This is a genomic window from Ectorhizobium quercum (assembly GCF_026552795.1).
GTDB classification, from domain to species: domain Bacteria; phylum Pseudomonadota; class Alphaproteobacteria; order Rhizobiales; family Rhizobiaceae; genus Ectorhizobium; species Ectorhizobium quercum.
On record NZ_JANFPI010000003.1, the window covers coordinates 141,035 to 164,849 of the forward strand.

The 23,815-nt window shown below is 66.3% G+C and carries 22 protein-coding genes; 7 read left to right on the top strand and 15 right to left on the bottom strand.

The window, feature by feature from the left end; all coding sequences use genetic code 11:
- Positions 1–176: 176 nt before the first annotated feature.
- Positions 177–1,082, top strand: a complete 906-nt coding sequence (nac, locus tag NOF55_RS09260; RefSeq protein ID WP_306411085.1) for a nitrogen assimilation transcriptional regulator NAC — start codon at positions 177–179, stop codon at positions 1,080–1,082.
- Between the two features lie 13 nt (positions 1,083–1,095).
- On the opposite strand, the gene NOF55_RS09265 is transcribed toward nac, so the two are convergent.
- The 14 genes from NOF55_RS09265 to NOF55_RS09330 form a co-directional block, all read right to left on the bottom strand.
- Complete coding sequence (locus NOF55_RS09265) at positions 1,096–2,298, bottom strand: pyridoxal phosphate-dependent aminotransferase (RefSeq protein ID WP_306411086.1); 1,203 nt, start codon at positions 2,296–2,298, stop codon at positions 1,096–1,098.
- Positions 2,299–2,350: 52 nt separating this feature from the next.
- A complete protein-coding gene (locus tag NOF55_RS09270) occupies positions 2,351–3,118 on the bottom strand; it encodes a LamB/YcsF family protein (protein WP_306411087.1) in 768 nt (255 codons plus the stop codon).
- A 29-nt stretch (positions 3,119–3,147) separates the two neighbouring features.
- Positions 3,148–4,140, bottom strand: coding sequence for a 5-oxoprolinase subunit C family protein (locus NOF55_RS09275; RefSeq protein ID WP_306411088.1), 993 nt, complete (start codon positions 4,138–4,140; stop codon positions 3,148–3,150).
- Positions 4,137–4,847 carry a 5-oxoprolinase subunit PxpB gene (gene pxpB / locus NOF55_RS09280; RefSeq protein WP_306411089.1) on the bottom strand — a complete coding sequence of 237 codons (711 nt, stop codon included), beginning with the start codon at positions 4,845–4,847 and terminating at the stop codon, positions 4,137–4,139. Before pxpB ends, NOF55_RS09275 begins: the two co-directional genes overlap by 4 nt.
- The gene (locus tag NOF55_RS09285; protein WP_306411090.1) at positions 4,844–5,314 is read right to left on the bottom strand and encodes a hypothetical protein; all 471 of its coding nucleotides are present in this window, start codon (positions 5,312–5,314) and stop codon (positions 4,844–4,846) included. Before NOF55_RS09285 ends, pxpB begins: the two co-directional genes overlap by 4 nt.
- Positions 5,301–6,698 carry an acetyl-CoA carboxylase biotin carboxylase subunit gene (locus NOF55_RS09290; RefSeq protein WP_306411091.1) on the bottom strand — a complete coding sequence of 466 codons (1,398 nt, stop codon included), beginning with the start codon at positions 6,696–6,698 and terminating at the stop codon, positions 5,301–5,303. The genes NOF55_RS09285 and NOF55_RS09290 overlap by 14 nt, the downstream gene beginning before the upstream one ends.
- The gene (locus tag NOF55_RS09295; RefSeq protein WP_306411092.1) at positions 6,698–7,075 is read right to left on the bottom strand and encodes an acetyl-CoA carboxylase biotin carboxyl carrier protein; all 378 of its coding nucleotides are present in this window, start codon (positions 7,073–7,075) and stop codon (positions 6,698–6,700) included. The genes NOF55_RS09290 and NOF55_RS09295 overlap by 1 nt, the downstream gene beginning before the upstream one ends.
- Before the next feature lie 276 nt (positions 7,076–7,351).
- Complete coding sequence (locus tag NOF55_RS09300; RefSeq protein ID WP_306411093.1) at positions 7,352–8,857, bottom strand: ABC transporter substrate-binding protein; 1,506 nt, start codon at positions 8,855–8,857, stop codon at positions 7,352–7,354.
- Positions 8,858–8,888: 31 nt separating this feature from the next.
- Positions 8,889–9,797 carry an ABC transporter ATP-binding protein gene (locus tag NOF55_RS09305; protein WP_306411094.1) on the bottom strand — a complete coding sequence of 303 codons (909 nt, stop codon included), beginning with the start codon at positions 9,795–9,797 and terminating at the stop codon, positions 8,889–8,891.
- Positions 9,794–10,810, bottom strand: a complete 1,017-nt coding sequence (locus NOF55_RS09310) for an ABC transporter ATP-binding protein (RefSeq protein ID WP_306411095.1) — start codon at positions 10,808–10,810, stop codon at positions 9,794–9,796. Before NOF55_RS09310 ends, NOF55_RS09305 begins: the two co-directional genes overlap by 4 nt.
- Positions 10,810–11,664 carry an ABC transporter permease gene (locus NOF55_RS09315; protein WP_306411096.1) on the bottom strand — a complete coding sequence of 285 codons (855 nt, stop codon included), beginning with the start codon at positions 11,662–11,664 and terminating at the stop codon, positions 10,810–10,812. Before NOF55_RS09315 ends, NOF55_RS09310 begins: the two co-directional genes overlap by 1 nt.
- Before the next feature lie 10 nt (positions 11,665–11,674).
- Entirely contained in the window at positions 11,675–12,595 is a 921-nt protein-coding gene (locus tag NOF55_RS09320) for an ABC transporter permease (RefSeq protein ID WP_306411097.1), read from the bottom strand.
- Between the two features lie 17 nt (positions 12,596–12,612).
- A complete protein-coding gene (locus NOF55_RS09325; RefSeq protein WP_306411098.1) occupies positions 12,613–13,452 on the bottom strand; it encodes an alpha/beta fold hydrolase in 840 nt (279 codons plus the stop codon).
- Positions 13,453–13,629: 177 nt separating this feature from the next.
- Positions 13,630–14,262 (bottom strand): GntR family transcriptional regulator, encoded by a 633-nt coding sequence (locus tag NOF55_RS09330; protein WP_306411099.1) that lies wholly within the window; start codon positions 14,260–14,262, stop codon positions 13,630–13,632.
- A gap of 159 nt (positions 14,263–14,421) precedes the next feature.
- Here NOF55_RS09330 and NOF55_RS09335 point away from each other — a divergent pair, with 159 nt between their 5' ends.
- The 3 genes from NOF55_RS09335 to NOF55_RS09345 are packed head-to-tail and all read left to right on the top strand — an operon-like array spanning position 14,422 to position 19,266.
- The gene (locus NOF55_RS09335) at positions 14,422–16,512 is read left to right on the top strand and encodes a hydantoinase/oxoprolinase family protein (RefSeq protein ID WP_306411100.1); all 2,091 of its coding nucleotides are present in this window, start codon (positions 14,422–14,424) and stop codon (positions 16,510–16,512) included.
- A complete protein-coding gene (locus NOF55_RS09340) occupies positions 16,509–18,173 on the top strand; it encodes a hydantoinase B/oxoprolinase family protein (protein WP_306411101.1) in 1,665 nt (554 codons plus the stop codon). Before NOF55_RS09335 ends, NOF55_RS09340 begins: the two co-directional genes overlap by 4 nt.
- Positions 18,174–18,219: 46 nt before the next feature.
- The gene (locus NOF55_RS09345) at positions 18,220–19,266 is read left to right on the top strand and encodes an NAD/NADP octopine/nopaline dehydrogenase family protein (protein ID WP_306411102.1); all 1,047 of its coding nucleotides are present in this window, start codon (positions 18,220–18,222) and stop codon (positions 19,264–19,266) included.
- Positions 19,267–19,287: 21 nt separating this feature from the next.
- On the opposite strand, the gene NOF55_RS09350 is transcribed toward NOF55_RS09345, so the two are convergent.
- Positions 19,288–20,139 carry a GNAT family N-acetyltransferase gene (locus NOF55_RS09350; RefSeq protein WP_306411675.1) on the bottom strand — a complete coding sequence of 284 codons (852 nt, stop codon included), beginning with the start codon at positions 20,137–20,139 and terminating at the stop codon, positions 19,288–19,290.
- A gap of 281 nt (positions 20,140–20,420) precedes the next feature.
- Here NOF55_RS09350 and argE point away from each other — a divergent pair, with 281 nt between their 5' ends.
- From argE to NOF55_RS09365, 3 genes are all read left to right on the top strand, one after another.
- Positions 20,421–21,545, top strand: coding sequence for an acetylornithine deacetylase (gene argE, locus NOF55_RS09355; protein WP_306411103.1), 1,125 nt, complete (start codon positions 20,421–20,423; stop codon positions 21,543–21,545).
- A 23-nt stretch (positions 21,546–21,568) separates the two neighbouring features.
- Positions 21,569–22,495, top strand: a complete 927-nt coding sequence (locus NOF55_RS09360; protein WP_306411104.1) for a 2-hydroxyacid dehydrogenase — start codon at positions 21,569–21,571, stop codon at positions 22,493–22,495.
- Positions 22,496–22,768: 273 nt separating this feature from the next.
- Complete coding sequence (locus NOF55_RS09365; protein WP_306411105.1) at positions 22,769–23,809, top strand: tartrate dehydrogenase; 1,041 nt, start codon at positions 22,769–22,771, stop codon at positions 23,807–23,809.
- Positions 23,810–23,815: the final 6 nt, after the last annotated feature.

Consider the following 23,815-nt stretch of genomic DNA (forward strand, 5'->3'; position numbering starts at 1 on the left):
AAGCCTTATGGAGCTTTTTTGCCTAAATTTACCAAGCGATAACAGGTAATTGGAGTATGATTCCAGAGTCGCGCCCAGGCGCGGAACAGGCTGCATGCGCCGCCGCTGCGCATCGGGATCGTTGCAAACCGGCCTTCGCCTTGTCACATTCGACCAAACAGCAAGGGCGGGCCCACATGGATATCAGGCGTCTCAGATCGTTCATCGTCATCGTGGATACGGGCAGCATCACCCGCGCCGCCGACGTGCTTCACATCGCCCAGCCCGCCCTCAGCCAGCAGCTCGCCACCCTTGAGGATCACTTCCAGCAGAAATTGCTCATCCGCAGCCAGCAGGGCGTGTCGATGACCGAGGCCGGGCGCGCGGTCTACCGCCACGCCCAGATCATCCTGAGGCAGATGGACCTGGCGCAGGCCGATGTGAAGGCGGCCGGGGCCTCGCTGGTCGGCCGGGTGTCGGTGGGCCTCGTGCCGTTCAGCAGTGCGGCAACCCTGTCCGCCGATCTGCTGATCGAGACCCGCAAGCGGCATCCGGGCATCCTGCTGCACCTTACGGAAAGCGTCGGGCAGACCTACAGCCAGATGATCATGAACGGCCGGCTGGAAATGGCGCTCATCCACGGTTCCGGCCCGATCAAGGGCGTCCGCTTCGAACCGCTCTTCGTCGAGGACTTCTATCTCGTGGCGCACAGCAGGTTCGGCATCGAGCCGGGCAGCCAGCCGCTGCCCATCGCCGCGATGGAGGACATGCCCCTGCTTCTGCCGCCACCCTACAATTTCGTGCGCCGGGCCGTCGATCTGGCGTTCACAAGGGCGCGCGTGTCTCTGAACGTCGTGGCGGAAGTGGAGATTGTCCGCACGTTGGCCCGCGTCGTCAGCGACGGCATGGGCGCGACGATCATGCCGAAGGCGATCACCGAGCGCCTTCTGGCCGAATCGGGCGAGCCTCTCGTCGCCCGTCCGATCACGCCCAAGATCGAGGAAACGCTTTCATTGTGCGTTTCCGACCAGAGCGAGCTGTCGGAACCGGCACTTGCGGTGAAATCCATTCTCATGGAACTCACCGCCCGCCTCAAGGCGTAAGCGCCGGCAGGTTTCAGTGCAGGTCGTTGCAGAACTGCGCGATGCGCGCGCAGGCTTCGTCGAGCCGGTCGAGGCTGGTGGCGTAGGAAATGCGGAAGAACGGGCTCATGCCATAGGCCGCGCCCTGCACGGTGGTGACGTGATGCTCGTCGAGCAGGGCCAGCACGAAATCCGTATCCGTCTCGATCCTGCGGCCGCCCTTGCTGGTCCTGCCGATCAGTTCCGCGATGTTCGGGAAAACGTAGAACGCGCCCTCCGGCTTGTGGCAGCGGATTCCCTCGATCTCGCCGAGCCGGGCCACCACGAAATCGCGGCGCTCCCGGTAGATCGCCGCCCGCTCCTTCAGGAGATCCTGCGGCCCGTCGAGCACGGCGGCGACGGCGGCCTGCGTGATCGTCGAGGTGCCGCCGCTGTTCTGGCCGTTAACGTTGCTGACGGCCTTGATCAGGTCCTTCGGACCGCCGCAGAAGCCGAGACGCCAGCCGGTCATCGCATAGGCCTTGGACGCGCCGTTGACGGTCAGCACACGGTCGTAAAGGCGCGGCTCGACCTCGGCGATGGTGCAGAATGCGAAGTCGTCATAGATCAGGTGCTCGTACATGTCGTCGGTCATGATCCAGACATGCGGATGGCGCAGCATCACCTCGGCGATGGCCTTCATCTCGTCGCGCGAGCAGGCGGCGCCGGTCGGATTGTTCGGAAAGTTCAGGAACAGCCACTTGGTCTTCGGCGTGATGGCCGCGTCGAGATCCTCGGCGCGCAGCTTGAAGCCGTTCTGTTGCGGGCAATCGACGGCAACGGGAACGGCGCCGGCAAACCTGACGATATCCGCATAGCTGATCCAGGACGGCGACGGAATGACCACCTCGTCGCCCGGATTGCAGGTGGCGAGCACGGCGTCGAAGATGATCTGCTTGCCGCCGCCGGCCACGACGATCTGCTCCGGCTGGTAATCCAGATTGTTGTCGCGCCTGAACTTGCGGGCGATGGCCTCGCGAAGCGCCATCGTTCCGTCCAGCGGCGGATATTTGGTGTCGCCGGCAAGCGCCGCCGCATGGGCCGCCTCGATGGCGTTGGCAGGTGTGGGGAAATCGGGTTCGCCGGACGACAGGCTGATGACCTTGACGCCCTTGGCCGCAAGATCGCGGGCACGTTGCGTCATGGCAGCGGAAGCGGAGATGGAAACGTTTTTCAGACGGTCGGCAATGGCGGGCATGAGCGTTGATCTCGGTTGAACGGGGTTGGACATACGGATGCGGGCGCGAAGCTCATCGCAGGATGCGGGAGACGGGCGCGACCTCGCCGCCGGCCGCCTCGATCTCGCTGCGGACGAGGCGCGCAAGGTCGAGCGAGCCGGGCGTGTCGCTATGGACCAGAATGGACCGCGCCCGCATCGGAATGATCGCACCGTCGATGGCGGCGACGGTGCCTTCGACGAGGAACCGGCGGACACGGGCGCGCACGGATGCCTCGTCCTTGACGAGCGCGCCCGGCTGGCCACGCGGGACAAGCGTGCCATCGGCCCGATAGGCGCGGTCGGCGAGGAACAGCGTCAGCGTCTTCAGCCCCGCCGCCTGCGCCTCGGCCTCGATGATGCTGCCGGCCGTGCCGAACACGATCAGTTCCGGATCGATCGTCCTGATCGCCGCCATCATCGAGGCGGCGAGCGCCGCATCGCGATTGACCATGTTACCCATCGCCGCGTGGAAGCTCACATGCGAGACCCGCACGCCCTCCGCCCGGGCAATCGCCGTCAGCGCGCCGAGCTGGTAGAGCATCTGCTGGCGCAGCTCGTCGGCGCCGAACGGCAGTTCGCGGCGCCCAAAGCCCTGCCGGTCCGGCAGGCCGGGATGCGCCCCGATGTCCACGCCGCGGTCGCGGGCCAGACGCACCATGCGCGCCATCGTATCGGCGTCGCCGGCATGGAAGCCGCAGGCGATGTTGGCCGAAGAGACGACATCCATCATCGCCTCGTCGTCGCAGAGCCGGTAGGGGCCGAAGCCCTCGCCCATGTCGGAATTCAGGTCGACTTTCATGACGCTTCTCCTTCCCCTGAAATCTCAGGTCATTGCATCGCGACGAGCGACTGGCGGACCAGACGCAGGGTTTCGCGCACATCCGCGACATAGCCGGCGACGGCTCGTTCGGCGGCCCGGGCCTCGGCATGCGTCACCGGCGTGAACCGCAGCATCGAACCGATGCGCGCCTGCCCCAGGCGCCAGAGATCCGCCTCCACGACGCCGGCGATCTTCGGATAGCCCCCGGCGGTATTGGCGTCGCTCATCTGGACGATCGGCTCGCCGGCCGGCGGCACCTGGATCACGCCGGGCACGACCCCGTGCGAGCGCATTTCGACCGGCGCCACCGGGCGGATCGGATCGCCGCTCAGGCGATAGCCCGTGCGGTCGCTGCGCGACGAGATCTTCCACGGCTGGTTCCAGAAACGGTCCGCATCCGCGCCGAAGAGATCGTGCTCACCGGCCGGCAGGGCGCGAATGAGCAGGGCCCCGTCCCCGGCGACCGGAAAGGCTTCTTTCAGGGAGATGGCCGGCGGCACGACGCCGATGCCGCCTTCGGGCACGAAACAGCCGGCGGACGCGCCGGCGTCGATCCTGTCGCCCGCTGCCAGGAACCGCCCGTCGACCCCGCCGAAGCCGCCGCGAAGCGAGGTGCTGCGCGAGCCCATGACCGGCGCGACATCGACGCCGCCGGCCGGGCACAGATAGGCCCTGGCCTCCTTCAGCGGCGGCGACAATTCCAGCACCTGCCCGGCCGCGACCGCAACCGCCCACCAGGGAGCCACGTCGACGCCGTCGAGCCGTGCCCGGCAATCCGCGCCCGTCAGCGCGAAGACACCCGGCGCCGTGAAGCGGACGCGGAACGGGAAGGTCTGGATTTCCAGACCGGCCATCCCCGGCTCGTTCCCAGCCAGCAGATTGCCGACGGTCAGCGCCAGCGGGTCCATCGCGCCGCTCGCCGTCACCCCGATATTGCGATAGCCGGGCCGCCCCAGATCCTGAACCGTGTTGAGCGGGCCGGTTTCGACGATCTCGATCACAGCTCGATCCTTTCGGGGCGGAAACGCACGATGTCGCCCGGCGCCATGACGGCAGGGGAAGCGGCGGCGGGATCGAACATCGTGAGATCGGCGAAGCCGATGGAGTTCCATCCGTTCGGCCCGGTCAGCACGGCCACGCCCGTCTGCATGCCGCCGATGGTGACGCATCCGCGCGCCATGTTGAGGGAGGGAACGGTCTTGCGCGGCATGTGGATGCGCGGATCGAGCCCGTGCAGATAGCCGAAGCCGGGCGCGCTTCCCAATGCGAACACGCGGTAGGTGCCTTCATGGTGGATGCGCACCACCTCCCGGTCGCTGAGGCCGCTCAGGTCGCAGAGCGCGGCGAGATCCGTGGCATGCTCGCCGCCATAGGTGACGGCGATCTCGATTTCCCGACCGGCCAGATCGATGCCCCGCGCGCGCCTCCATTCATCCTGAAGACCGGCGACGACGGCATCCGGCGCATCCGGCGTTTCCTTGAGGATCACCAGCAGGTTGGTCATGCCCGGCACGACTTCGGCGACATCCTCGCGCAGCGCCAGCAGGCGGGAAAGCGCCCATATGCGCCGCTGGTTCGGCAGATCGAACAGGCCCGGCGCTTCCAGCAGGAAGGCCCGTGCGCCGATGAAGGAAATCATGGCACGTTCGTCCGCATTCGGCACAACCGATGCCGGCGACGGAAAGACGGCTGTTTTCAATACGCTCATCTGGCTTGCTCCATAGTCAGGATGGTCTCGCCATAACCGACCAGATCGCCGGCCCGGACGTGCAGGTCCCCGGCGACGGCGTCCTCGCCGGCGACGACCGGCAGAAGCACCGGCCCGATCTCGATGAAGCCGACGACCGCGCCCCGGCCGAGCCGTTGCCCCTTGCGCGGCGGCGCCGCATCGACGGCGCCCGGATGCACATCCCTGAACCGGCCTGCCGCGGGCGCCTTCACGCTGCCCGCCGCCCGGGATGCCGGCTCGGCGGCCTGCGAAACGCCCGCTCGGCCCCCGGCCGTCGCAGCGACCACGCCTTCGAGAACGATTTTCAGCGTCTGCCCGTCGGCGGCGATGATTTCAAGCTCGCGCGCGCCGGACGTTTCGAGCCATCCACTCAGCAGGGAAACGACGGCGGGATCGGTCAGGTCGCCGATGGTGTTCCTGTCCTTCGAGCGGTCACGCCTCGGCATGGTCCACCTCCTTCAGCCGCTTTTCCAGATGGTGGATATCGACGCTTCCCGCACCGAAGTCGGGATCGGCGAAAATCCGCTCATGCAGGGGAATGTTGGTGGAGATCCCCTCGATCCGCGTTTCGGACAGCGCCACCCGCATGCGCCGGATGGCCTCGTCCCGCGTCGGCGCATGGACGATCAGCTTGGCGATCAGGGAATCGTAATAGGGCGAGACCCGGTAGCCGTCGGCAACATGCGTGTCGACACGAATGCCAGGACCGGCCGGGAAACGCGCCCGGGCGATGCGGCCGGGCGACGCGGCGAAGGACACCGGGTCCTCGGCATTGATCCGGCATTCGAAGGCATGGCCCGCGGCCACGCCGCCAAAGCGGGCGGCATCGAGAGGCTCGCCCTGCGCCGCGCGCAACTGCTCATGGACCAGATCGACGCCTGCCGTCATCTCCGTCACCGGGTGCTCGACCTGAAGGCGCGTGTTCATTTCGATGAAGAAGAATTCGCCGTTCTCATACAGGAACTCGAAGGTGCCGACGCCGCGATAGCCGATCTGGCGACAGGCTTCGGCACACCGTTCGCCGATCGCCTCCGCGAGCGCCGGGGCGATGCCGGGCGCGGGTGCTTCCTCCACCACCTTCTGGTGACGGCGCTGCACCGAACAGTCGCGATGGCCGACCCACACGGCATTGCCGTGCATATCGCACAGGACCTGAAACTCCACATGACGGGGCCGTTCCAGGAACTTTTCCATGTAGAGTTCCGGCTTGCCGAAGGCACGGCGCGCTTCCTCGCGGGTGATCGCGACGGCATCGGCGATCTCGCCGCCGCCGCGCACGACCCGCATGCCGCGACCGCCGCCGCCGCCGGCCGCCTTGACGATGACCGGATAACCGATGCCCTCGGCGATGGCCCGCACGGCATCCATGTCGTCCGGCAGAGGCTCGCCCGGACCCGGCACGCAGGGCACGCCGGCCGCCATCATCGCCCGCTTGGCGGCGATCTTGTCACCCATGATGCGGATAGCCCCGGCCGGCGGTCCCACGAAGACCAGACCGGCCTTTTCCACGGCCTCGGCGAAATCGGCGTTCTCGGAGAGAAAGCCGTAGCCCGGATGCACGGCCTCGGCACCCGTCACCCGCGCGGCGAGGAGGATCGCCGCCTGATTGAGATAGCTCCTGCCCGGGGCCGACGGGCCGATACACAACGGACCGCCATCGGCGGGCGCCGGCTGCTCAGCGCCGTCCGCCTCGGAAGCGATCAGGATCGGCCGCAGGCCGAGTTCGAGACAGGCGCGCCGCACGCGCAGGGCGATCTCGCCGCGATTGGCGATCAGCACGGAACCGAAGCGGCGTCCGGTCTGCTCGGCCGGGAAGGACGGTCCGGTCATCACCCAAGCTCCACGAGAGGCTGGCCGGCATCGACCTCCTGGCCGTCCTGAAAGAGGACCTGCCGGACGACGCCCGCAAAGGGCGCGGGAACCGTGGTGAAAACCTTCATCGCCTCGACGATGCAAAGCCCCTGCCCCGCCTCGACGGCATCTCCCGGCTTCACGAGCGGTTGGGCGCCGGGACTGTTCGACTGATGAGCGATGCCCGAAACGGGCGAGCGGACCAGCTTGCGATGCGCGTCGGCGTCTTCGGGTGCGTCGGCTTCGGCAGCAGCGATGTCCGCGACCGCCAGCGGCGATGCGGCGGCCGGTCCACCGGACGGCGCGTTGCGAATGATGACGGTCGTGCCATCCTGGCTGACCGTCAGTTCCGACACATTCGAACTCCCGACAAAGTCAAGAAGTGTTTTGATCTTTTGCAGATCCATGCCGCTCCCCAGGGACACAAGGAAAGCCGGATGGCCCTGCGGCGCGCGGCCGCCGTCCACCGGTTCGTCTGTGGAAAGACTTACACAACATGGCTTCTGATGGGGGCAGACAAAGTTTGCATATCACCCCTGTCCGGGCCGCTCCACCCATATGAAAATCCCCGGTGCGCGGGCGCACCGGGGACATCGTTCCCGACCTGAACGGCTTTCGTCAGCCTGAGCGGCTCACTGGACCGGCTTCATGTCGAAGGCCCTCACCCAGTCGTCGCCGCGCGCCGCCCATTCGATGCGCTTCGACACGCCATAGGTCGCGGGCATCAGATAGAGGAAGACCGCCGCCGCCTCGTCGCACATCAGCCTGGTCGCGTCGGCATAGAGCGCGTTGCGGGCGTCCTTGTCGGTCGTCACGCGGGCCTTGTCCAGAATCGCGCCGAATTCGGCATTGTTCCAGTAGTCGTAGACATTGCCCGGGGCGAACATCGTCAGCATGCCGTCGGCATCGATGGTCGGCCATGCGAGACCCTGCACGGCAAGCTGGGCGAGGTCGCGGGCGCGCAACTGCTTGTTCATGAAAGCGCCGAACTCGATCTCGGTGATCTTCACCTTCAGGCCGACCTCCTGCAATTGCGATGCGATGATCTGGGTGACTTCGTCGCCTTGCAGGTAGGTCGCCGTCGGAACCTCGATCTCGATCTCCTGGCTCAGGTCGACGCCGGATTCGGCGAGAAGCTCGCGCGCCTTTTCCGGATCGTAGGGATAGGGCTTCAAATCCGGATTGTAGCCCACATAGGGCTCGGAAAGGAGCTGGCAATTGGCCACCGTCGCCTTGCCGTCGAAGATCGCGGAAACGATGCCTTCCTTGTCGATGGCATAGTTCAGCGCCTGACGGAAGCTGCGATTTTCCATCGGCGTCTTCTGATGGTTGATCTTGGCCAGCATCATGCGGATGGAATCGATCGAATCTGCGCTGGCTTCGCCCGAGGCGTTGATCCGCGCGATCTCGGTGGTCGGAACGCCCGTCACCAGATCGATCTCGCCGGCCATCAGCGCGGCGATGCGGCTGCCGCTTTCCGGGATGGTGCGGAACGTGACCCTGCGGAAATCCGCCGCCTCGCCCCAGTAGTCCGGATTGGCTTCGAGGGTGATGTGATCGCCGGGCACGTTCTCGGCCACCTTGTAGGGACCGCCGGACATGGTTTCGGTCGCCGGATTGTGGCTCTTCGTCCATTCCGGCGGCAGCAGGAAGAACATCGAAAGCTGATCGGCGAAGGCCGGATAGGGCTCGGAGGTCTTCACGTCGAGGGTCAGGTCGTCGACGACGACCGCTTCCGAAACCAGCGAGAACCAGCCGGCGATACGGGCGCCGACATCCTTGTCCAGCACCCGGTCGAGGTTCCACTTCACCGCCGCCGCGTCGAGCTTCTCGCCGTTCGCGAAGGTTGCGCCGGGCGTGAGCTTGAAGCGCCAGGTGTTGTCGTCAACCATCTCCCAGGACTGCGCCAGCGACGGTTGCAGCTTGAGGTCGGGGCCGCGCAGGATCAGCGCCGGATAGATGTGGCTGATCACGCTCAGGTCCGAGCCGACCGAGGCCGACATGTGCGGATCGAGCGTATTCACGGCAACGCGCAGCGCAATCGTCACCGAATCCGCACTCTGCGCGTTCGCCATCGACGTCGCGAACATGAAGCTGGTGATGCCAGCCAGTAGGAATGCACGGGTATCATGAAGCATGGCATATCTCTCAGGTTGAGGATGGACGGACTTAAGACAGAACGAAGTGGTTCGGGCCGACCTCGCGCAATTCCTGCCCGGGCTTCGGGCCGTGAACCGACAGGTCGAAGGGCCTATGGCGCCGTTGCCGCTCGATGCGCGGATCGGGAACCGGAATGGCGGTCAGAAGCGCCTGCGTGTAGGGATGGCGCGCGTCCTCGAACAAGGCTTCGGCAGGCGCGATCTCGACGATGCGGCCGCGCAGCATGACCGCGACGCGGTGGCACAGGTAGCGCACCATCGACAGGTCGTGCGCCACGAAAAGATAGGCCAGCCCCATCTCCTCCTGCAAATCCTGGAAGAGGTTGATGATCTGCGCCTGGATCGACACGTCGAGCGCGGTGATCGGCTCGTCAGCAACGATGAAGCTGGGACGCAGGGCGACGGCCCGGGCGATGTTGATGCGCTGCCTTTGCCCGCCGGAGAACTCGTGCGGATAGCGCGACATGAACGACGGGTCGAGACCCACGAGGCGGAAGAGACCGGCGGCGCGCTCCCGCCGCTCGGCGGAAGACAGGCTTTCATGGACGAGGATCGGCTCGGCGACGAAATCGCCCACCGTCATGCGCGGGTCGAGCGCCGAATAGGGGTCCTGAAAGACGATCTGCATCTCGCGGCGGAATCGCTTCATCCGCGAGGATTTCAGACCGGAGATCGTCTCGCCCTTGAACAGGACCTCCCCCGACGTCGGCGGCTCCAGTTGCAGCAGCACCCGGCCGGTCGTGCTCTTGCCCGAGCCGGATTCGCCAACCAGACCCAGCGTTTCGCCGGGCGCAATGTCGAAGCTGACGTCGTCGACCGCCCGCAGGGAGAAACCTGCGCCGCCGAACAGCTTCTTCCTGCCGTCATATTGCTTGACGAGATTGCGGACCGAAACGAGGGGTGTGGAAACAGCGCTCATGCCTCGGCTCCGTCGCGGGCGGCCAGGGCCGCCGGAAGATCGTACCATGCCGCCACCAGATGGCCCTCGACGCTGCCCGGCACCGGCCGCAGCAGCGGCACCTCGTCGAAACAGCGCGGCGTCGCAAACTCGTTGCGCGGCGCGAAAGGGTCTCCTTTCGGCGGCACCAGCAGGTCGGGCGGCTGCCCGGGGATCTGATAGAGCCGCCGCTGGCTGCGCGCCTGCCCATGCGGAAGCGAACGCAGCAGGCCCCAGGTATAGGCGCTGTGCGGCTGGTGGAAGATCGCATCAACCGGGCCGCGCTCCATGATCCGGCCGCCATACATGACCTGAACGGTATCCGCGAGGCCGGCGACCACGCCCATGTCATGGGTGATCCAGATGACCGTGGTGCCGAACCTGTCCTTGAGATCGCGCACGAGATCGAGAACCTGCGCCTGCACGGTGACGTCGAGAGCGGTGGTGGCCTCGTCGGCGATCAGCAGGCGGGGATTGCAGGCGATGCCGATGGCGATCATCACCCGCTGCCGCATGCCGCCCGAAAACTGGAACAGATACTGGCCGATCCGTTCCTCGGGATGGGGAATGCCGACCAGCGCGAGCAGTTCGACGGCGCGCCTGCGGGCCGCGGAACGGGACAGTTTCTGATGCCGGATCAACGGTTCCGTGAGCTGACGCTCGACGGTCAACACCGGATTGAGCGCCGTCATCGGGTCCTGGAACACGAAGCCGATCCGGCTGCCGCGGATATCGCGCAGCTCGCGCTCGGACATCGCGAGCAGGTCGCGGCCCTGAAACAGCACCTGCCCGGCGACCACGCGTCCGGGCGGACAGGGCACCAGTCCCAGCATGGCCAGCGCGTGAACGCTCTTGCCGGAGCCGCTTTCACCGACGATCCCCAGGGTCTCGCCCTCGTGCAGCATGTAGGACACGTCGTTGACGGCGTGAACCGTGCCGGCCGGCGTGTCGAACACGACACTGAGATTGCGGACTTCCAGCAGAGGCGTGCCCATCACAGGTTCCTTTGGCGAGGGTCGAAGTAATCGCGAAGCCAGTCGCCGACCAGATTGACGCTCAGAACCGTCAGGACGATGGCAAGGCCCGGGAAGGTGACGACCCACCATGCGGTCGACATATAGGTCCGTCCGTCCGCGAGCATCCGGCCCCAGCTCGGCGCCGGCGGTTGCAGGCCGAGGCCCAGAAAGCTCAGCGCCGCATCCATGATGATGATGCGGGCCAGTTCCAGCGTGGCCACGACGACGGCCGGCGTCAGGATGTTCGGCAGGATGTGGCGGAACATGATCCGCGCGGTCGACGCGCCGATCGCCTGGGTCGAAAGCACGAATTCCCGCTCCCGGACCGACAGGACCTGGCCGCGCACGATGCGCGCATAGCGGATCCAGCTCGTCAGGGCGAGAACGATCACCAGATTGGTCATCGACGGCCCGAAGGAGGCGACGACCAGCAGCGCCAGCAGCATCAGCGGCAGCGCCAGCTGGATGTCGACCAGGCGCATCAGCAACGCATCCAGGAAGCCGCGGAAATAGCCGGCCACGATGCCGAGGACGACGCCGGCGATGCCGCCCAGGATCACAGCCATTCCGGCGATGGCGAGCGTCGCGCGGGAGCCGTATATGATCCGGCTGAGAATGTCGCGGCCGAGCTGATCGGTGCCGAGCGGATGGGGACCGGGGCTGAAAGGCCCGCTCCAGGTCGGCGGCAGCAGCCTCGCCGTCAGGCTGCCCCTGACCGGATCGGGAAGGCCGAGCCACGGGGCCGTCAGCGCCAGCGCGACGAACAGGATCAGCACGATCCAGCCAACGAGACCGGCACGGGAGCGAAGCACGCTTGAGAGAAAGTGTTTCACGTCCAAAATCCTACCGGCGCTCGCGAATACGCGGATCGAGGAAACCATAGGTGAGGTCGATCAGCAGGTTGATGGCGACGAAGATGAAGGCGATCAGCATCACGCCGGCCTGGATGACGGGGAAATCCTTGGCCTCGATGGCCTGGATGATGAGGCGCCCGATGCCCGGCCAGGCGAAGACCGTTTCCGTGACGACGGACCCGCCCAGCAACTCGCCCATGACGATCCCGATCATCGTGACGACCGGGATGAGCGCGTTGCGCGCCACATGCCAGACGAAGATCGTTCCCGGCAGGAGCCCCTTGGCCCGCGCCGTGCGCACATAGTCCTCGCGCAGCACGTCGAGCAGGCTGGAGCGCAGCAGGCGGGCGATCGAGGCGCAGACGAAGATCGCCAGCGTCATGGCCGGCAGGACGGTATGGGCCAGCGTGCCCCGTCCGCCGGTCGGCAGCCATCCAAGCTCGACCGAGAAGAACAGGATGAACATGATGCCCAGCCAGAACACCGGCGTCGCCTGCCCGAGAAGCGCGAAGACCATGACGATCAGTTCCGCCAGCCTGCCGCGGTTGAGCGCAGCGACCGTTCCCGCGACCAGCCCGAATATCGTGCCCAGCACGATGGCCGAGAACGCCAGTTCCAGCGTCGCCGGCATCCGTTCCAGCACCACTTCCATCGCCGGACGCTGGAACTGGAAGGACATGCCGAAATCGCCGCGCACGATCATGGTCAGGTAATGTATGTACTGCTCGACCACCGGCCGGTTGAGACCGAGCTGGTCGCGCAGGGCATCGAGCTGGTCGGCCGTCGCGCCGATCGGCAGAAGCAGCGTCGCCGGATCGCCCAGCACACGCGTGACGAAGAAGACGATGGTCAGGACACCCCACACCGCAATGATGGCCTCGGCAATCTTGGACAGGAGGTAGCGAACCATTCCGGTCTCTCCAGAGCTCAAGCCGTGCGGGCGAGGAAATCGCGGACTGCCGCGACGACGGTGGCATTCTTCTCGACGTGGACGGCATGGTTGGCGCCCTGCACTTCCAGCAGTTCCGCGTTCGGCACGCGCTCGGCGATCAGCCGGGAATGATTGGGGGTGCAGATCCAGTCCTCGGCGCCGACGATCACCAGCGTCGGCGCCTGGATTTCCGGCAGCCGGTCGCGCAGGTCGTAGCTGCGCTCCTTGAACAGCGCGTTATGGGTCTCGGCATGCAGGTGCATGGTGCGGGTGCGCTCGAGCGCCGCGTCGGCATCGAAATGCTCGAAATAGAGAGGTTGCAGGGCGAACCAGATCAGCCGCAACTCCGTATCGTCGACGACCGTATCCGAAAACAGCTTGCGCAGCATCGCCTCCGAGGCGTTCGGCGCCTTGTGCAGCCGCGCCCGGAAGGTCTCGAACGCATCGTCCTCGTTGTGATGGCTGGGCGCGGTGCCGCGCAGGATCAGCCGCGAAAGCCCCTGCGGATATTTCACCGCATAGGTCAGCGCGATCATGCCGCCGAAGGAACCGCCGAGAACCGTCACCTTGCGGCCGCCGCACAGGGCCTGGCGGAAGGCCTCGACGTCATCCGCCATCTGCTCGAACGTATAAGGCGGCGTCAGGCTGGTTTCGCCGCAACCGCGCTGGTCGTAGGCGATCAGGCGAAAACGGTCGGAAAGCGCCTGCCAGGCGTTGAATTCGCCCCGGCGATCACCGATCCCCCTCCCGCCATGCAGCGCGATGATCGGCTCCGCATCCGCGTTCCCGGCTTCGTCGTAAACGAATGTGGCGCCGTTCAGTTCGATCTGTGGCACGAGCTTTCCTTTCAAAAAGGCCGGGTGCAAGCCCCGCGATCAGAGCATTCCGGCTTGCCTGACCGATGCCCGAGCACATTTCCTAACTTAAATATGAAACTGATATGGCGCCAATTTCAAACAAAATTTTCCTCACAATGTCGAATTTTTAGGATAAGCACAACAATGCCCAAAAAATCAGCGCGAACCTTCGCTCGGATAGGTCACGTGACTTGCCGTGATCTCGCGAAGGCGCGCGGCATCACGCAGGCGCAGTGCCTCGACCATCTCGAAATGCTCGCGGGCCGAGCGCTCCAGCCTGGCGGGCGTGTTGTTGGCGCGCTGCACGGCAATCGGCACCCGCAAGCGCAGGTCCCAGATGATCTCGACCATCACCTCGTTCCTGCACGACCGCAACAGTTCGCGGTGGAACGCATGATTGGCCTCGTCCTGCTGAAACACCGTGCCGGCCTTGAGGGAATCGGCGAAAAGCGTTGCCAGATAAGACAATCTGGCCAGGGACTCGTCCCCAATGTTGGCGACGAGTTCCTCGCAGATCGAGGTTTCCACATAGGCGCGGGCCTGCATGATCTCCTGCACCGCCGCCTCGTCGACCGAAGGCACGTAATAGCCCCGGTTCGGCACATGCTGCACGATCTTGCGCATCTGCAACTGCTCCAGCGCATGCCTCAGCGACAGCCGGGTGCAACCGTAGCGGTCTTCCAGATCGATCTGCTTGAGCCACATTCCCGGGGCAAGGGCGCCCCTGTAGATATCGCGCTCGATGATGTCGGCAAGGCTGGTTTGCGCTGATGCGGCGTGCTGCTTCATGGGGGCCTCTTTGGTTATGCCGGCACTCTAGCACACCATCATCGGCTTGACATGACCGAATTTTGGCGCCAATTTTCGATTGAACGATGCCTCTCACCGCTTTCATCTGCACGAAACGCTAGGCCATAGGTCCCGTCCGGCCAACCCGAGGATGCTCCCTTGTCTCAAGAACAGCCCAAGCCGTCCCAAGCCCATCTGCGCGTCGGCGTGGATTCAGGCGGCACCTTCACCGATGTCTGCGTGTTCGACGAGACGACCGGCGACATTTTCGTCTGGAAGGTTTCGAGCACGCCGCACGATCCATCGGAAGGCATCGCGACGGGCATCGAACAGGCCCTGAAGGAATTGGGAGGCGGCATCGCCGCGTCCGGCTCCGTCTGCTATTTCGGCCACGGCACCACGGTCGGCACCAACGCCCTGATCACGGGCCGCGGGGCCGACACCGGGCTCCTGACCACTGCCGGCTTCCGCGACGTGCTCGAAATCCGCCGCCAGAAGCGGCCGGAACTATACGACCTGCAAACGGTGAAGCCGCCAATCCTCGCCAGCCGCGACAAGCGCCTCGAAGTGCGCGAGCGCATCCTGTTCGACGGCACCGTCGAAACGCCGCTGAACGAGGAGGACGTGCGTGAGGCCGTGCGCCGCCTCAGGGCCGAGGGTGTCGGGGCGATTGCCATCTGCACGCTGTTCTCCTTCATCGAGCCCCGGCACGAGGCGCGCATCCGCGCCATCGTCGAGGAGGAATATCCCGGCGTGTTCATCTCGGTCTCGCACGAGATCGCCCCCGAGTTCCGCGAATACGAGCGGCTTTCGACCACCGTCGTCAACGCCTATCTGGGGCCGATCATGCGCGCCTATCTGGAGCGGCTCTCGCCCCGGCTGGAAACCATCGGCGTTCAGGCCGAACCGCACCTGACCCAGAGCAATGGCGGCGTGATCTCGTGCGAGACCGCCAAGGCCCAGCCGGTGCGGACCGTCCTGTCCGGTCCCGCCGCCGGCGTGATGGCGGCTCTGACCATCGGCGAGGCGACCGGGCACCACAATCTCGTCACCTTCGACATGGGCGGCACGTCGAGCGACGTGTCGCTGATCGACCAGGGCCGGCCCCAGATGGCCAACGATATCGAGGTTCACGGCTATCCGCTCAAGGTGCCGATGCTCGACATCCACACGGTCGGCGCCGGTGGCGGCTCGATCGCCCATGTCGACAACGGCCTGCTGAAGGTCGGCCCGCGGTCGGCGGGTGCTGCACCGGGACCCGTCTGCTACGGGCTGGGCAACGACGAGCCCACCGTCACCGACGCAAACGTGGTTCTCGGCGTGCTGAACCAGACCCATCTGCTCAACGGCCGCATGGCGATCGACGCCTCGGCCTCGCGGGCGGCGATGGAGCGGCTGGCCGCAAAGCTCGGCATCGGCGTCATGGAGACGGCGCAGGGCATCATCCGCGTCGTGGTCGCCAACATGGCCAAGGCGATCCGGGTGATCTCCGTCGAGCGCGGCTACGATCCGCGCGACTACGTCATGCTGGCCTTCGGCGGCGCCGGCCCGATCCACGCCGCCCGCCTGGCGGCCGAACTGGACATTCCCCGGGTGATGATCCCGAAACATCCCGGCATCATGTGCGCGATGGGGCTGCTGCAATCCGATCTGCGCACCAATCTGGCCCTGACCAGAATGATGCGCCTCGGCGCGGATTCCCTGCAAACGCTCGAAGCCGGCTTCGCCCAGCTTGAGGCCAGGGCGGACGACTGGTTCGCCGCCGAACGCATCCCCGCCGACCATCGCCGTCTGCACCGCGCCGTCGACATGCGCTACGGCGGTCAGGGCTACGAACTGACGGTCGCCTGGCCGGAGCATGTTGCCCCCGGCAACGTCCTCGGCGCGCTGCGCAGGAACTTCGAGGACGCCCACCGCCAGCTCTACGGCTATGTGGCGGACGGCGAGCCCATCCAGATCACCACCCTGCGGGCTGAGGCGGTCGGCGTCGTCCCCAAGGCCGAGCTGAAATCCCACCCGCCGGCCACAATCGACGTATCGAACGCCGTCATCGGCACGCGCACCGTCTGGCTTCCCGAAACGGGCGACTTCGTGCCGGTGCCGCTCTACGACCGCGACCGCCTGCAACCGGGCCATGTCGTCGCCGGCCCGGCCGTGATCGAGCAGATGGATTCCACCACCCTCGTCCTGCCGGCCCAGACCGCGACCGTGGACGCCTATCTCAACCTGATGCTCGAGGCCCAAGGATGAACGAAGCTCTTTCCCGGCAGGATGCCGGTGCCGTGCGGATCGATCCCGTCACGACAGAGGTGATCGGCAGCGCGCTGATGACCATCGTAGAGGAAATGGGCAAGGCCATCGTCCGCGCCGCCTATTCGACCAACATCAAGGAACGGCAGGACTGCTCGACGGTGATCTTCGACACGCAGGGCCGCACATTGGCCCAGGCCGAGCGCATTCCCGTGCATCTCGGCTCGCTGCTGGGGATCGCCGAATGGGTCCTGAAAAACGTCGACCTTTCGACGGTGGAGCCGGGCGACGTCTTCATCGGCAACGACGCCCATACCGGCGGCGGCACGCACCTCAACGACATCGTCTTTCTCGAACCGGTGTTCTTCGAGGACCGGCTGGTGGCATGGGTCACGAACCTTGCGCACCATTCGGATTTCGTGGACCGCGGCCATGCCCATATCTATCAGGAAGGCCTGCGCATTCCGCCGATCAGGCTCTATCGCAAGGGCGTGCTGCAACAGGACATCATGGATCTCGTCCTGCTGAACTGCCAGGTGCCGCATGAGCGCATCAACGACTTCCGCGCCCAGATGGCGGCAAACCGGCTCGGCGTGCAGCGCTATCAGGCCCTGTGCGCGAAATATGGCGAGCAGGTCGTGCGCGCCGCCGGCGCCGAGGTACTGGACTATGCCGAACGCAAGACCCGCGCCGGCATCCGCACCATTCCCGATGGCGTCTACTTCAACGAATGCCGTTTCGACACGCCGTCCTACGACCGGATTCTCGACCTCAAGGTCAGGATCGAGGTCAGCGGCGACGAAATCACCGTCGACCTGCGCGACAACCCCGAACAGGTTCGCGCCGGCATCAACATGGTCTATACGGCCACGCTGGCCACGGTCTATTTTGCCGTGAAATCGCTCGTGGACCCGGATATTCCGGCCAATTCCGGCTTTCATCGGCCGATCCGGGTGATTGCGGACGAGGGCTCGGTGTTCCACGCCGTATCGCCCGCCGCCGTCTATACCCGCACCGACATCGGCCAGCGTCTGGTGGACATGATCTTCACCGCGCTGTCCGCCGCGATCCCCGAAAGGATCTGCGCCGCCTGCACCGGCGGCGGCCTGATGACCTTTTCGGGCATTCACCCGCGCACCGGGCGCTTCTATGTCTACAACGAGATGTGCGGCGGCGGCATGGGCGCCCGCGCGACGCTGGACGGGCTGGACGGCGTGCAGGTCCACACGACCAACACCGCCAATATTCCGATCGAGGCGCTCGAATTCGAACACCCCGTCATGGTCGAGCGCTACGAACTGGTGCAGGATTCCGGCGGCGCCGGCAAATGGCGCGGCGGCATGACGATGCGCCGGCAGATCCGCGTGCTGGACCATACGGCGACCGTCAACGCGGGCGGCACCAATTCGATCGTGCCGCCGTGGGGGCTTTTCGGCGCGCAGGGCGGACGCACCACCACCGTGGAGCTCGGCGAGGGCGTCGCGCCGCTCAAGAACCGCAACGGCCGCGTCGGACCGGGCCAGACGCTGGCGATGGTGGCCGCGTCGGGCGGCGGCTACGGCGATCCGAAGGAACGCGACCGGGATATGGTCCGGCGCGATCTGAAGGAAGAGCGCATCTCGCTTCAGGCCGCGCGCGACATCTACGGGCTCGACGTCTGACGCCGCCGCGCGCATCGCCGCCCGGCAATCGAAAGAGGAACAAGGGATGAAGGTCGCCATACTCGGAGCGGGCGGCGTCGCGCTGGCGACGGCGGCGATGCTGGACCGGGCAGGACACGAGACCATCGTCTGGTCGCCCTCCGGCGCCGGCACCCGCGGCCTTGAGGGAACGGATCTGGTCGCTTCGGGCGTGTTCGAGGCGCGCCTGCGCCCTGCCCTTGCCCGCACGGCCGGGGAGGCCGTTTCAGGCGCCGATACGGTGATCGTGGCCCTGCCCGCAAACGGCCATCGCCTCGTCTTCGATGCCGCCCTGCCGCATTTCCGCTCCGGCCAGACCATCATCATCAGCGCCCAGTTGTCGATGGGCACCCTCTATGTGGAACAGGGCCTGAAGGCGCGCGGCATCGACGCCACCGTGATCGCCCTTGCGACGACGGTGGTGATGGGGCGCCGCACAGGCCCGGCCAGCGTGGCGATCGGCGGCATTCGCACCCTTCTGGAAATCGCCGTCCTGCCTGCCGCCCGCGCCGCCGAGGGGCTGCAAATCTGCCGGCACCTGTTCGGCGACCGGTTTCGCCTGGCGCAAAACCTCACCGCCATCGCGCTCAGCAATCTCAATCCGCCGATCCATATGGCGAGCGCGCTGTGCAACTTCACCCGAATCGAAAAGGGCGAATACTGGGCCAATTACGACGGCATCACGCCGTCGGTCGCCCGGCTGATCGAGGCGCTCGACGCCGAACGTCTCGCCACCGCCGCAGCGCACGGCGTGCGCGTGCGCACCGTCCAGGAGCATTACAGGCTGACCTTCGGCTTTCCCGAGGGCATGACCCTCGCCGGCATGGCGGCAGCAGTGCATGAAAAACGGAAAGGGCCTCCGGGGCCGACATCGGTCGAGACGCGCTTCGTCACCGAGGACATTCCCTTCGGCATCATGCAGGTGATCGTTCTGGCGCGGGAAAAAGGCGTTCCCGTGCCCCTGCACGACGCGGGGGTGGCCCTGTTCTGCGCGCTTTACGGCCGGAACTTCATGGCCGAGAACGACCTGCTGCCGGCGGTCGGCTATTCCCTCGAACCGTCGTCGATGCCGTAGCGGCAATTGACATTTTCCCTGTCAGCCGAGGGCCGGGCTCGCCAGCGCGAAGGTTCGCGGCTGTCCCTGCGGGAACCGCCCCGGCATATCCGCCACCGCGCCCAGCGACATGGCCGCCAGCGTTTCGACGACCACCAGCCCGGCCTGCGCGAGCGCCGCGTTGAAGGACGGGCTTTCCTGCGGCGTATCGAGACGGACGAGCTGGCCTTCCAGATCGGCGAAATGCCGGTTGACGACCGCAATGGCATCCTCGTCGCTTTCCGCGACGACCGGACCGATCGCATGTCCCCGCCCGATGGCCCTGCGGATGGCGAAAGCCTTCAGCCGGCCACCCTCGAAAAGCCCGTAGCCGATATTGTCCGTCAGCAACCGTTGCAGGAGCCGGCCGCGCGAGGCGCCGAACGCCTTGCGATCGACCTCGATCACGGCCGCCAGTCTGCTGACGTCGAGGCGCCCGATCCGCGCGGGCCGGACAAGCACCGCCGCATCGGCAGGACAATGCACCCTTCCCCGGTTGCGATAAACGCGCTGCCCGGTCGGCTGGAAACCGAGACAGGAGAACAGCCGCCGCGAGACCTCCGTCGCGTTCAGCCGGTAAGACCGCGCCGGCGACGCTTCGACGAGTTGCCGGATCAGCCAGGGGGCGACGCCCTGCCGCTGGAATCGCGGCGAGACGATCACCGCGCCCAGCGTGGCCAGCCCGTCGCCGCAGGGCCTATCGCCATAAGGAAAGAGCATGGCCGTCGCGACTACCCGGTCGATTTCATCGAGCGCGGCGCGGCCATGCCCGCAATCGCGCAGGAAAAGCCATTCGTCCGCGCGGTAGGGCCATCGAACCGTCATCGACAGGGCATGCAGATGGCCGGGGTCCATGTCCGCGATATCCACGGTCCGCAACTCGAAGCTCTCGACCCTCAGGCGGTCCGGCGCAAACGGCTTCACTTCCTGCCCCCTTGCGTGAGACTGCGCCGATCATCGCAGCCAAGTCCACGGAAACAGACCGTAACGATTCCCGCCGGCACATGTTTCCCGAAAGCGCTGATGCTCCACAACAATCTACCGAAAGGCGCCACTTTTCGGCACACAAACACGCTTCGCCGTCGTAAGCTCCTTCCGGAAGATTCCTGACGGCGCGCCGAGGCGCGGAGACAGCCATGAACGCAATCGAGATCCTTGAACGACTGGTGGGCTTCCCCTCCGTGGCCGGCACGCCCAACGGCGCCATCGCCGGCTGGATCGGCGACTATCTGGAAGGTCACGGCGCAAGAGTCTCCCTGCTGCACGGCCCGGAAGGCGACCGGGCCAACCTCTTCGCCACGCTCGGCCCGGCCGAAGGCGCCGGCTACATCCTGTCCGGTCACATGGACGTCGTGCCGGCCGGCGAGCCGGAATGGTCATCCGATCCGTTCCGGCTGCGGGCGGACGGCGACCGGCTCTTCGGGCGCGGCACCGCCGACATGAAGGGTTTTCTCGCCGCCGTGCTGGCCGCCGTTCCGGCGCTCGCGGCCATGCCGCTGAAACGGCCGGTGCATATCGCCTTCTCCTACGACGAGGAGATCGGCTGCCGCGGCGTGCCGCACCTCATCGCACGCCTGCCGGACCTGTGTGCCCCGCCCGCCGGCGCCATCATCGGCGAACCGAGCAACATGCAGGCGGTGCGCGCCCACAAGGGCAAGGCCGCCGTGCGGATCACCGCGCGCGGTCGATCAGGCCATTCCTCGCGGCCCGACCTGGGCGTCAATGCGATCCACCTGATGACCGGCGTGCTGGCGAAGGCGGTCGAAACGGCGACGGCGCTGACGCAAGGCCCGTTCGATGCGACGTTCGAACCGCCCTATTCCTCGCTCCAGATCGGCACGGTGACGGGCGGGCAGGCGATCAACATCATTCCCGACACCTGTTCGGCCGACATCGAGGCGCGGGCGATTTCCGGTGTCTCGCCGGCAACGCTGCTGGAGTCGGTCCGCGCCGCCGTCGAGGCCCTTGCCGCCGCAGGCGCGGACATCGAATGGACGCCGCTCAGCGAATATCCGGCCCTTTCGCTGCCAGCGGACGCGCCGCTTGCAGCACTCCTGGAAGAACTGACCGGCATGCCGGCGCTTGCCGCCGTCAGCTACGGCACCGAAGCCGGACTGTTCCAGGGCGCGGGCATCGAGGCCATCATCTGCGGCCCCGGCGATATCGGCCGGGCCCACAGGCCGAACGAATTCATCCGCACGGGCGAGCTTGCCGCCTGCCAGGCGATGGCCGAGGCGCTCGGCGCACGCTGCACCCTCTGACCGCTCCCAAAAGGAAACCCCAGATGACCTTCCTCTTCAATTCCGATGCGAAGCGCGGCGCCATCTTTCAGGAGGCATTCGCCCGCGAACTGCCGCAGCTGCCCTTTTGCATGGACCCGGCCGATGTCGACCCGGACACGGTGCGTTACCTCATCACCTGGACCGTGCCGCAGGATATCGCCCGCTACCGCAATCTGGAGGTCCTGTTCTCGATCGGCGCGGGCGTCGACCAGTTCCACATCGACGCCGTGCCCGCGCATGTGAAGGTCGTGCGCATGGTGGACGAGAACATTGCCCTGATGATCCAGGAATATGTCACGCTCGGGGTTCTGGCCCTGCACCGCAACCTGCCGGCCTATATCGACCAGCAGCACCGCTCGGTCTGGCAGGCAATCCTGCCGCAGGCGCCCGCCGCCGAGCGGCGCGTCGGCGTTCTGGGCCTCGGCATGCTCGGCCTCGCCTCGCTGGAACGACTTCAGCCGTTCGGCTTTCCACTCGCCGGCTGGAGCCGTTCACCGCGCGGGATCGACGGCGTAACCTGCCATCACGGACCGGACGGGCTCGAGGCGCTGCTTTCGGCAAGCGACATCCTCGTCTGCCTGCTGCCGCTGACGGACGAAACGGCCGGCCTTCTCGATGCCCGCCGCCTTGGCCTGCTGCCGCAGGGCGCCGGACTGGTGCATGCAGGGCGCGGCAGGCAGCTCGACCATGACGCCCTGATCGCGGCACTCGACAGCGGCCACCTTTCCGGCGCGGTGATCGACGTGACCGAACCGGAGCCGCTGCCCGCGGACCATCCCTTCTGGTCGCATCCGAAAATCATCCTGACACCGCATGTCGCCAGCGTCACCCAGCCCCGCTCGGCGGCGCGCACCGTTATCGAGAACATCCGGCGCTACGAAGCCGGCCTGGAGCCGCACGGCCTCGTCGACCGCAGCCGCGGCTATTGAAAGACCTGCGTCCCACCATCGGCGGCCGGTGCCGAAGATTGCGCTGTCGGCCGGCCGCAAAACGGGATTTTCGTCCATCGTCCGCACCGCAGTCGGTCGATGCTGCTTGCCGTCGATGGCTACAATCCAGGCCTATCCAGGAAGGATGCCCATGACGCTCAGCTTCGACCCCGACAGCCTGCCGGCATCGGCAAGGATTTCGGCCGCGAGGCCTCTCTTGCCAACCGCAAAAGCCAAAGCGTCCTCATCGGACGATCATCGGGGAACCTCTTCATGAAGACCTACCGCATCGCACGCATGCCCGGAGACGGCATCGGCCGCAACGTGACGGACGCCGCCTGGGCGGTGCTCGAAGCCGCCGCCAAAGGTGACTTCAAGCTGGAAGGCACCGAATTTCCCTGGTCCTGCGCCTTCTACAAGCAAACAGGCGCGATGATGCCGGCCGATGGCATCGAGACGCTGCGCGGCTTCGACGCCATCCTGCTCGGCGCGGTCGGCTGGCCGGCGGAAGTGCCCGATTCGGTCTCTCTGCACGGCCTGCTGCTGCCGATCCGCAAGGCCTTCGTGCAATATGCCAATATCCGTCCGCACCGGCTGCTGCCCGGCGTGCAGGGACCGCTGAAGTCGGAAGGCTTCGATATCGTCTGCATTCGCGAGAACACCGAAGGCGAATATTCCGGCGCCGGCGGCCGCGTGCATCAGGGCACCGCCGACGAGGTGGCGGTCGAAACCTCGATCTTCACCCGCACCGGCGTCGAGCGCATCCTGCGCTTCGGCTTCGAGCAGGCCCGCAAGCGCCGCGGCAGGCTCGCCTCCGTGACCAAATCCAACGCCCAGAAATATTCGATGGTGTTCTGGGACGAGATCACCCACACGCTCGCGGCCGAATATCCCGATGTGGAGGTTTCGAGCTACCATATCGACGCGATGGCGGCGCGCATGGTCATGGCGCCCGAAAGCCTCGATGTGGTGGTCGCCTCCAACCTCTTCGGCGATATCCTGACCGACCTCGGCGCCGCCATCCAGGGCGGCCTCGGCTTTGCCGCTTCCGCCAACATCAACCCCGACCGCAGCGCGCCCTCGATGTTCGAGCCGGTGCATGGCTCCGCGCCCGACATCGCCCATCTCGGCATCGCCAATCCGATCGCCGCCATCTGGTCGGGCGCGATGATGCTCGACCATCTCGGCGAGGCCGAGGCCGCCCGCCGCGTGATGACCGCGCTGGAGAAGGCGACGGCGCAGGGCATCGGCACCGTGCCGGGCAGGGACAGGACGGACGCCATCACCGCCACGGTTCTCGCGGCGCTCGACTGATTTTTG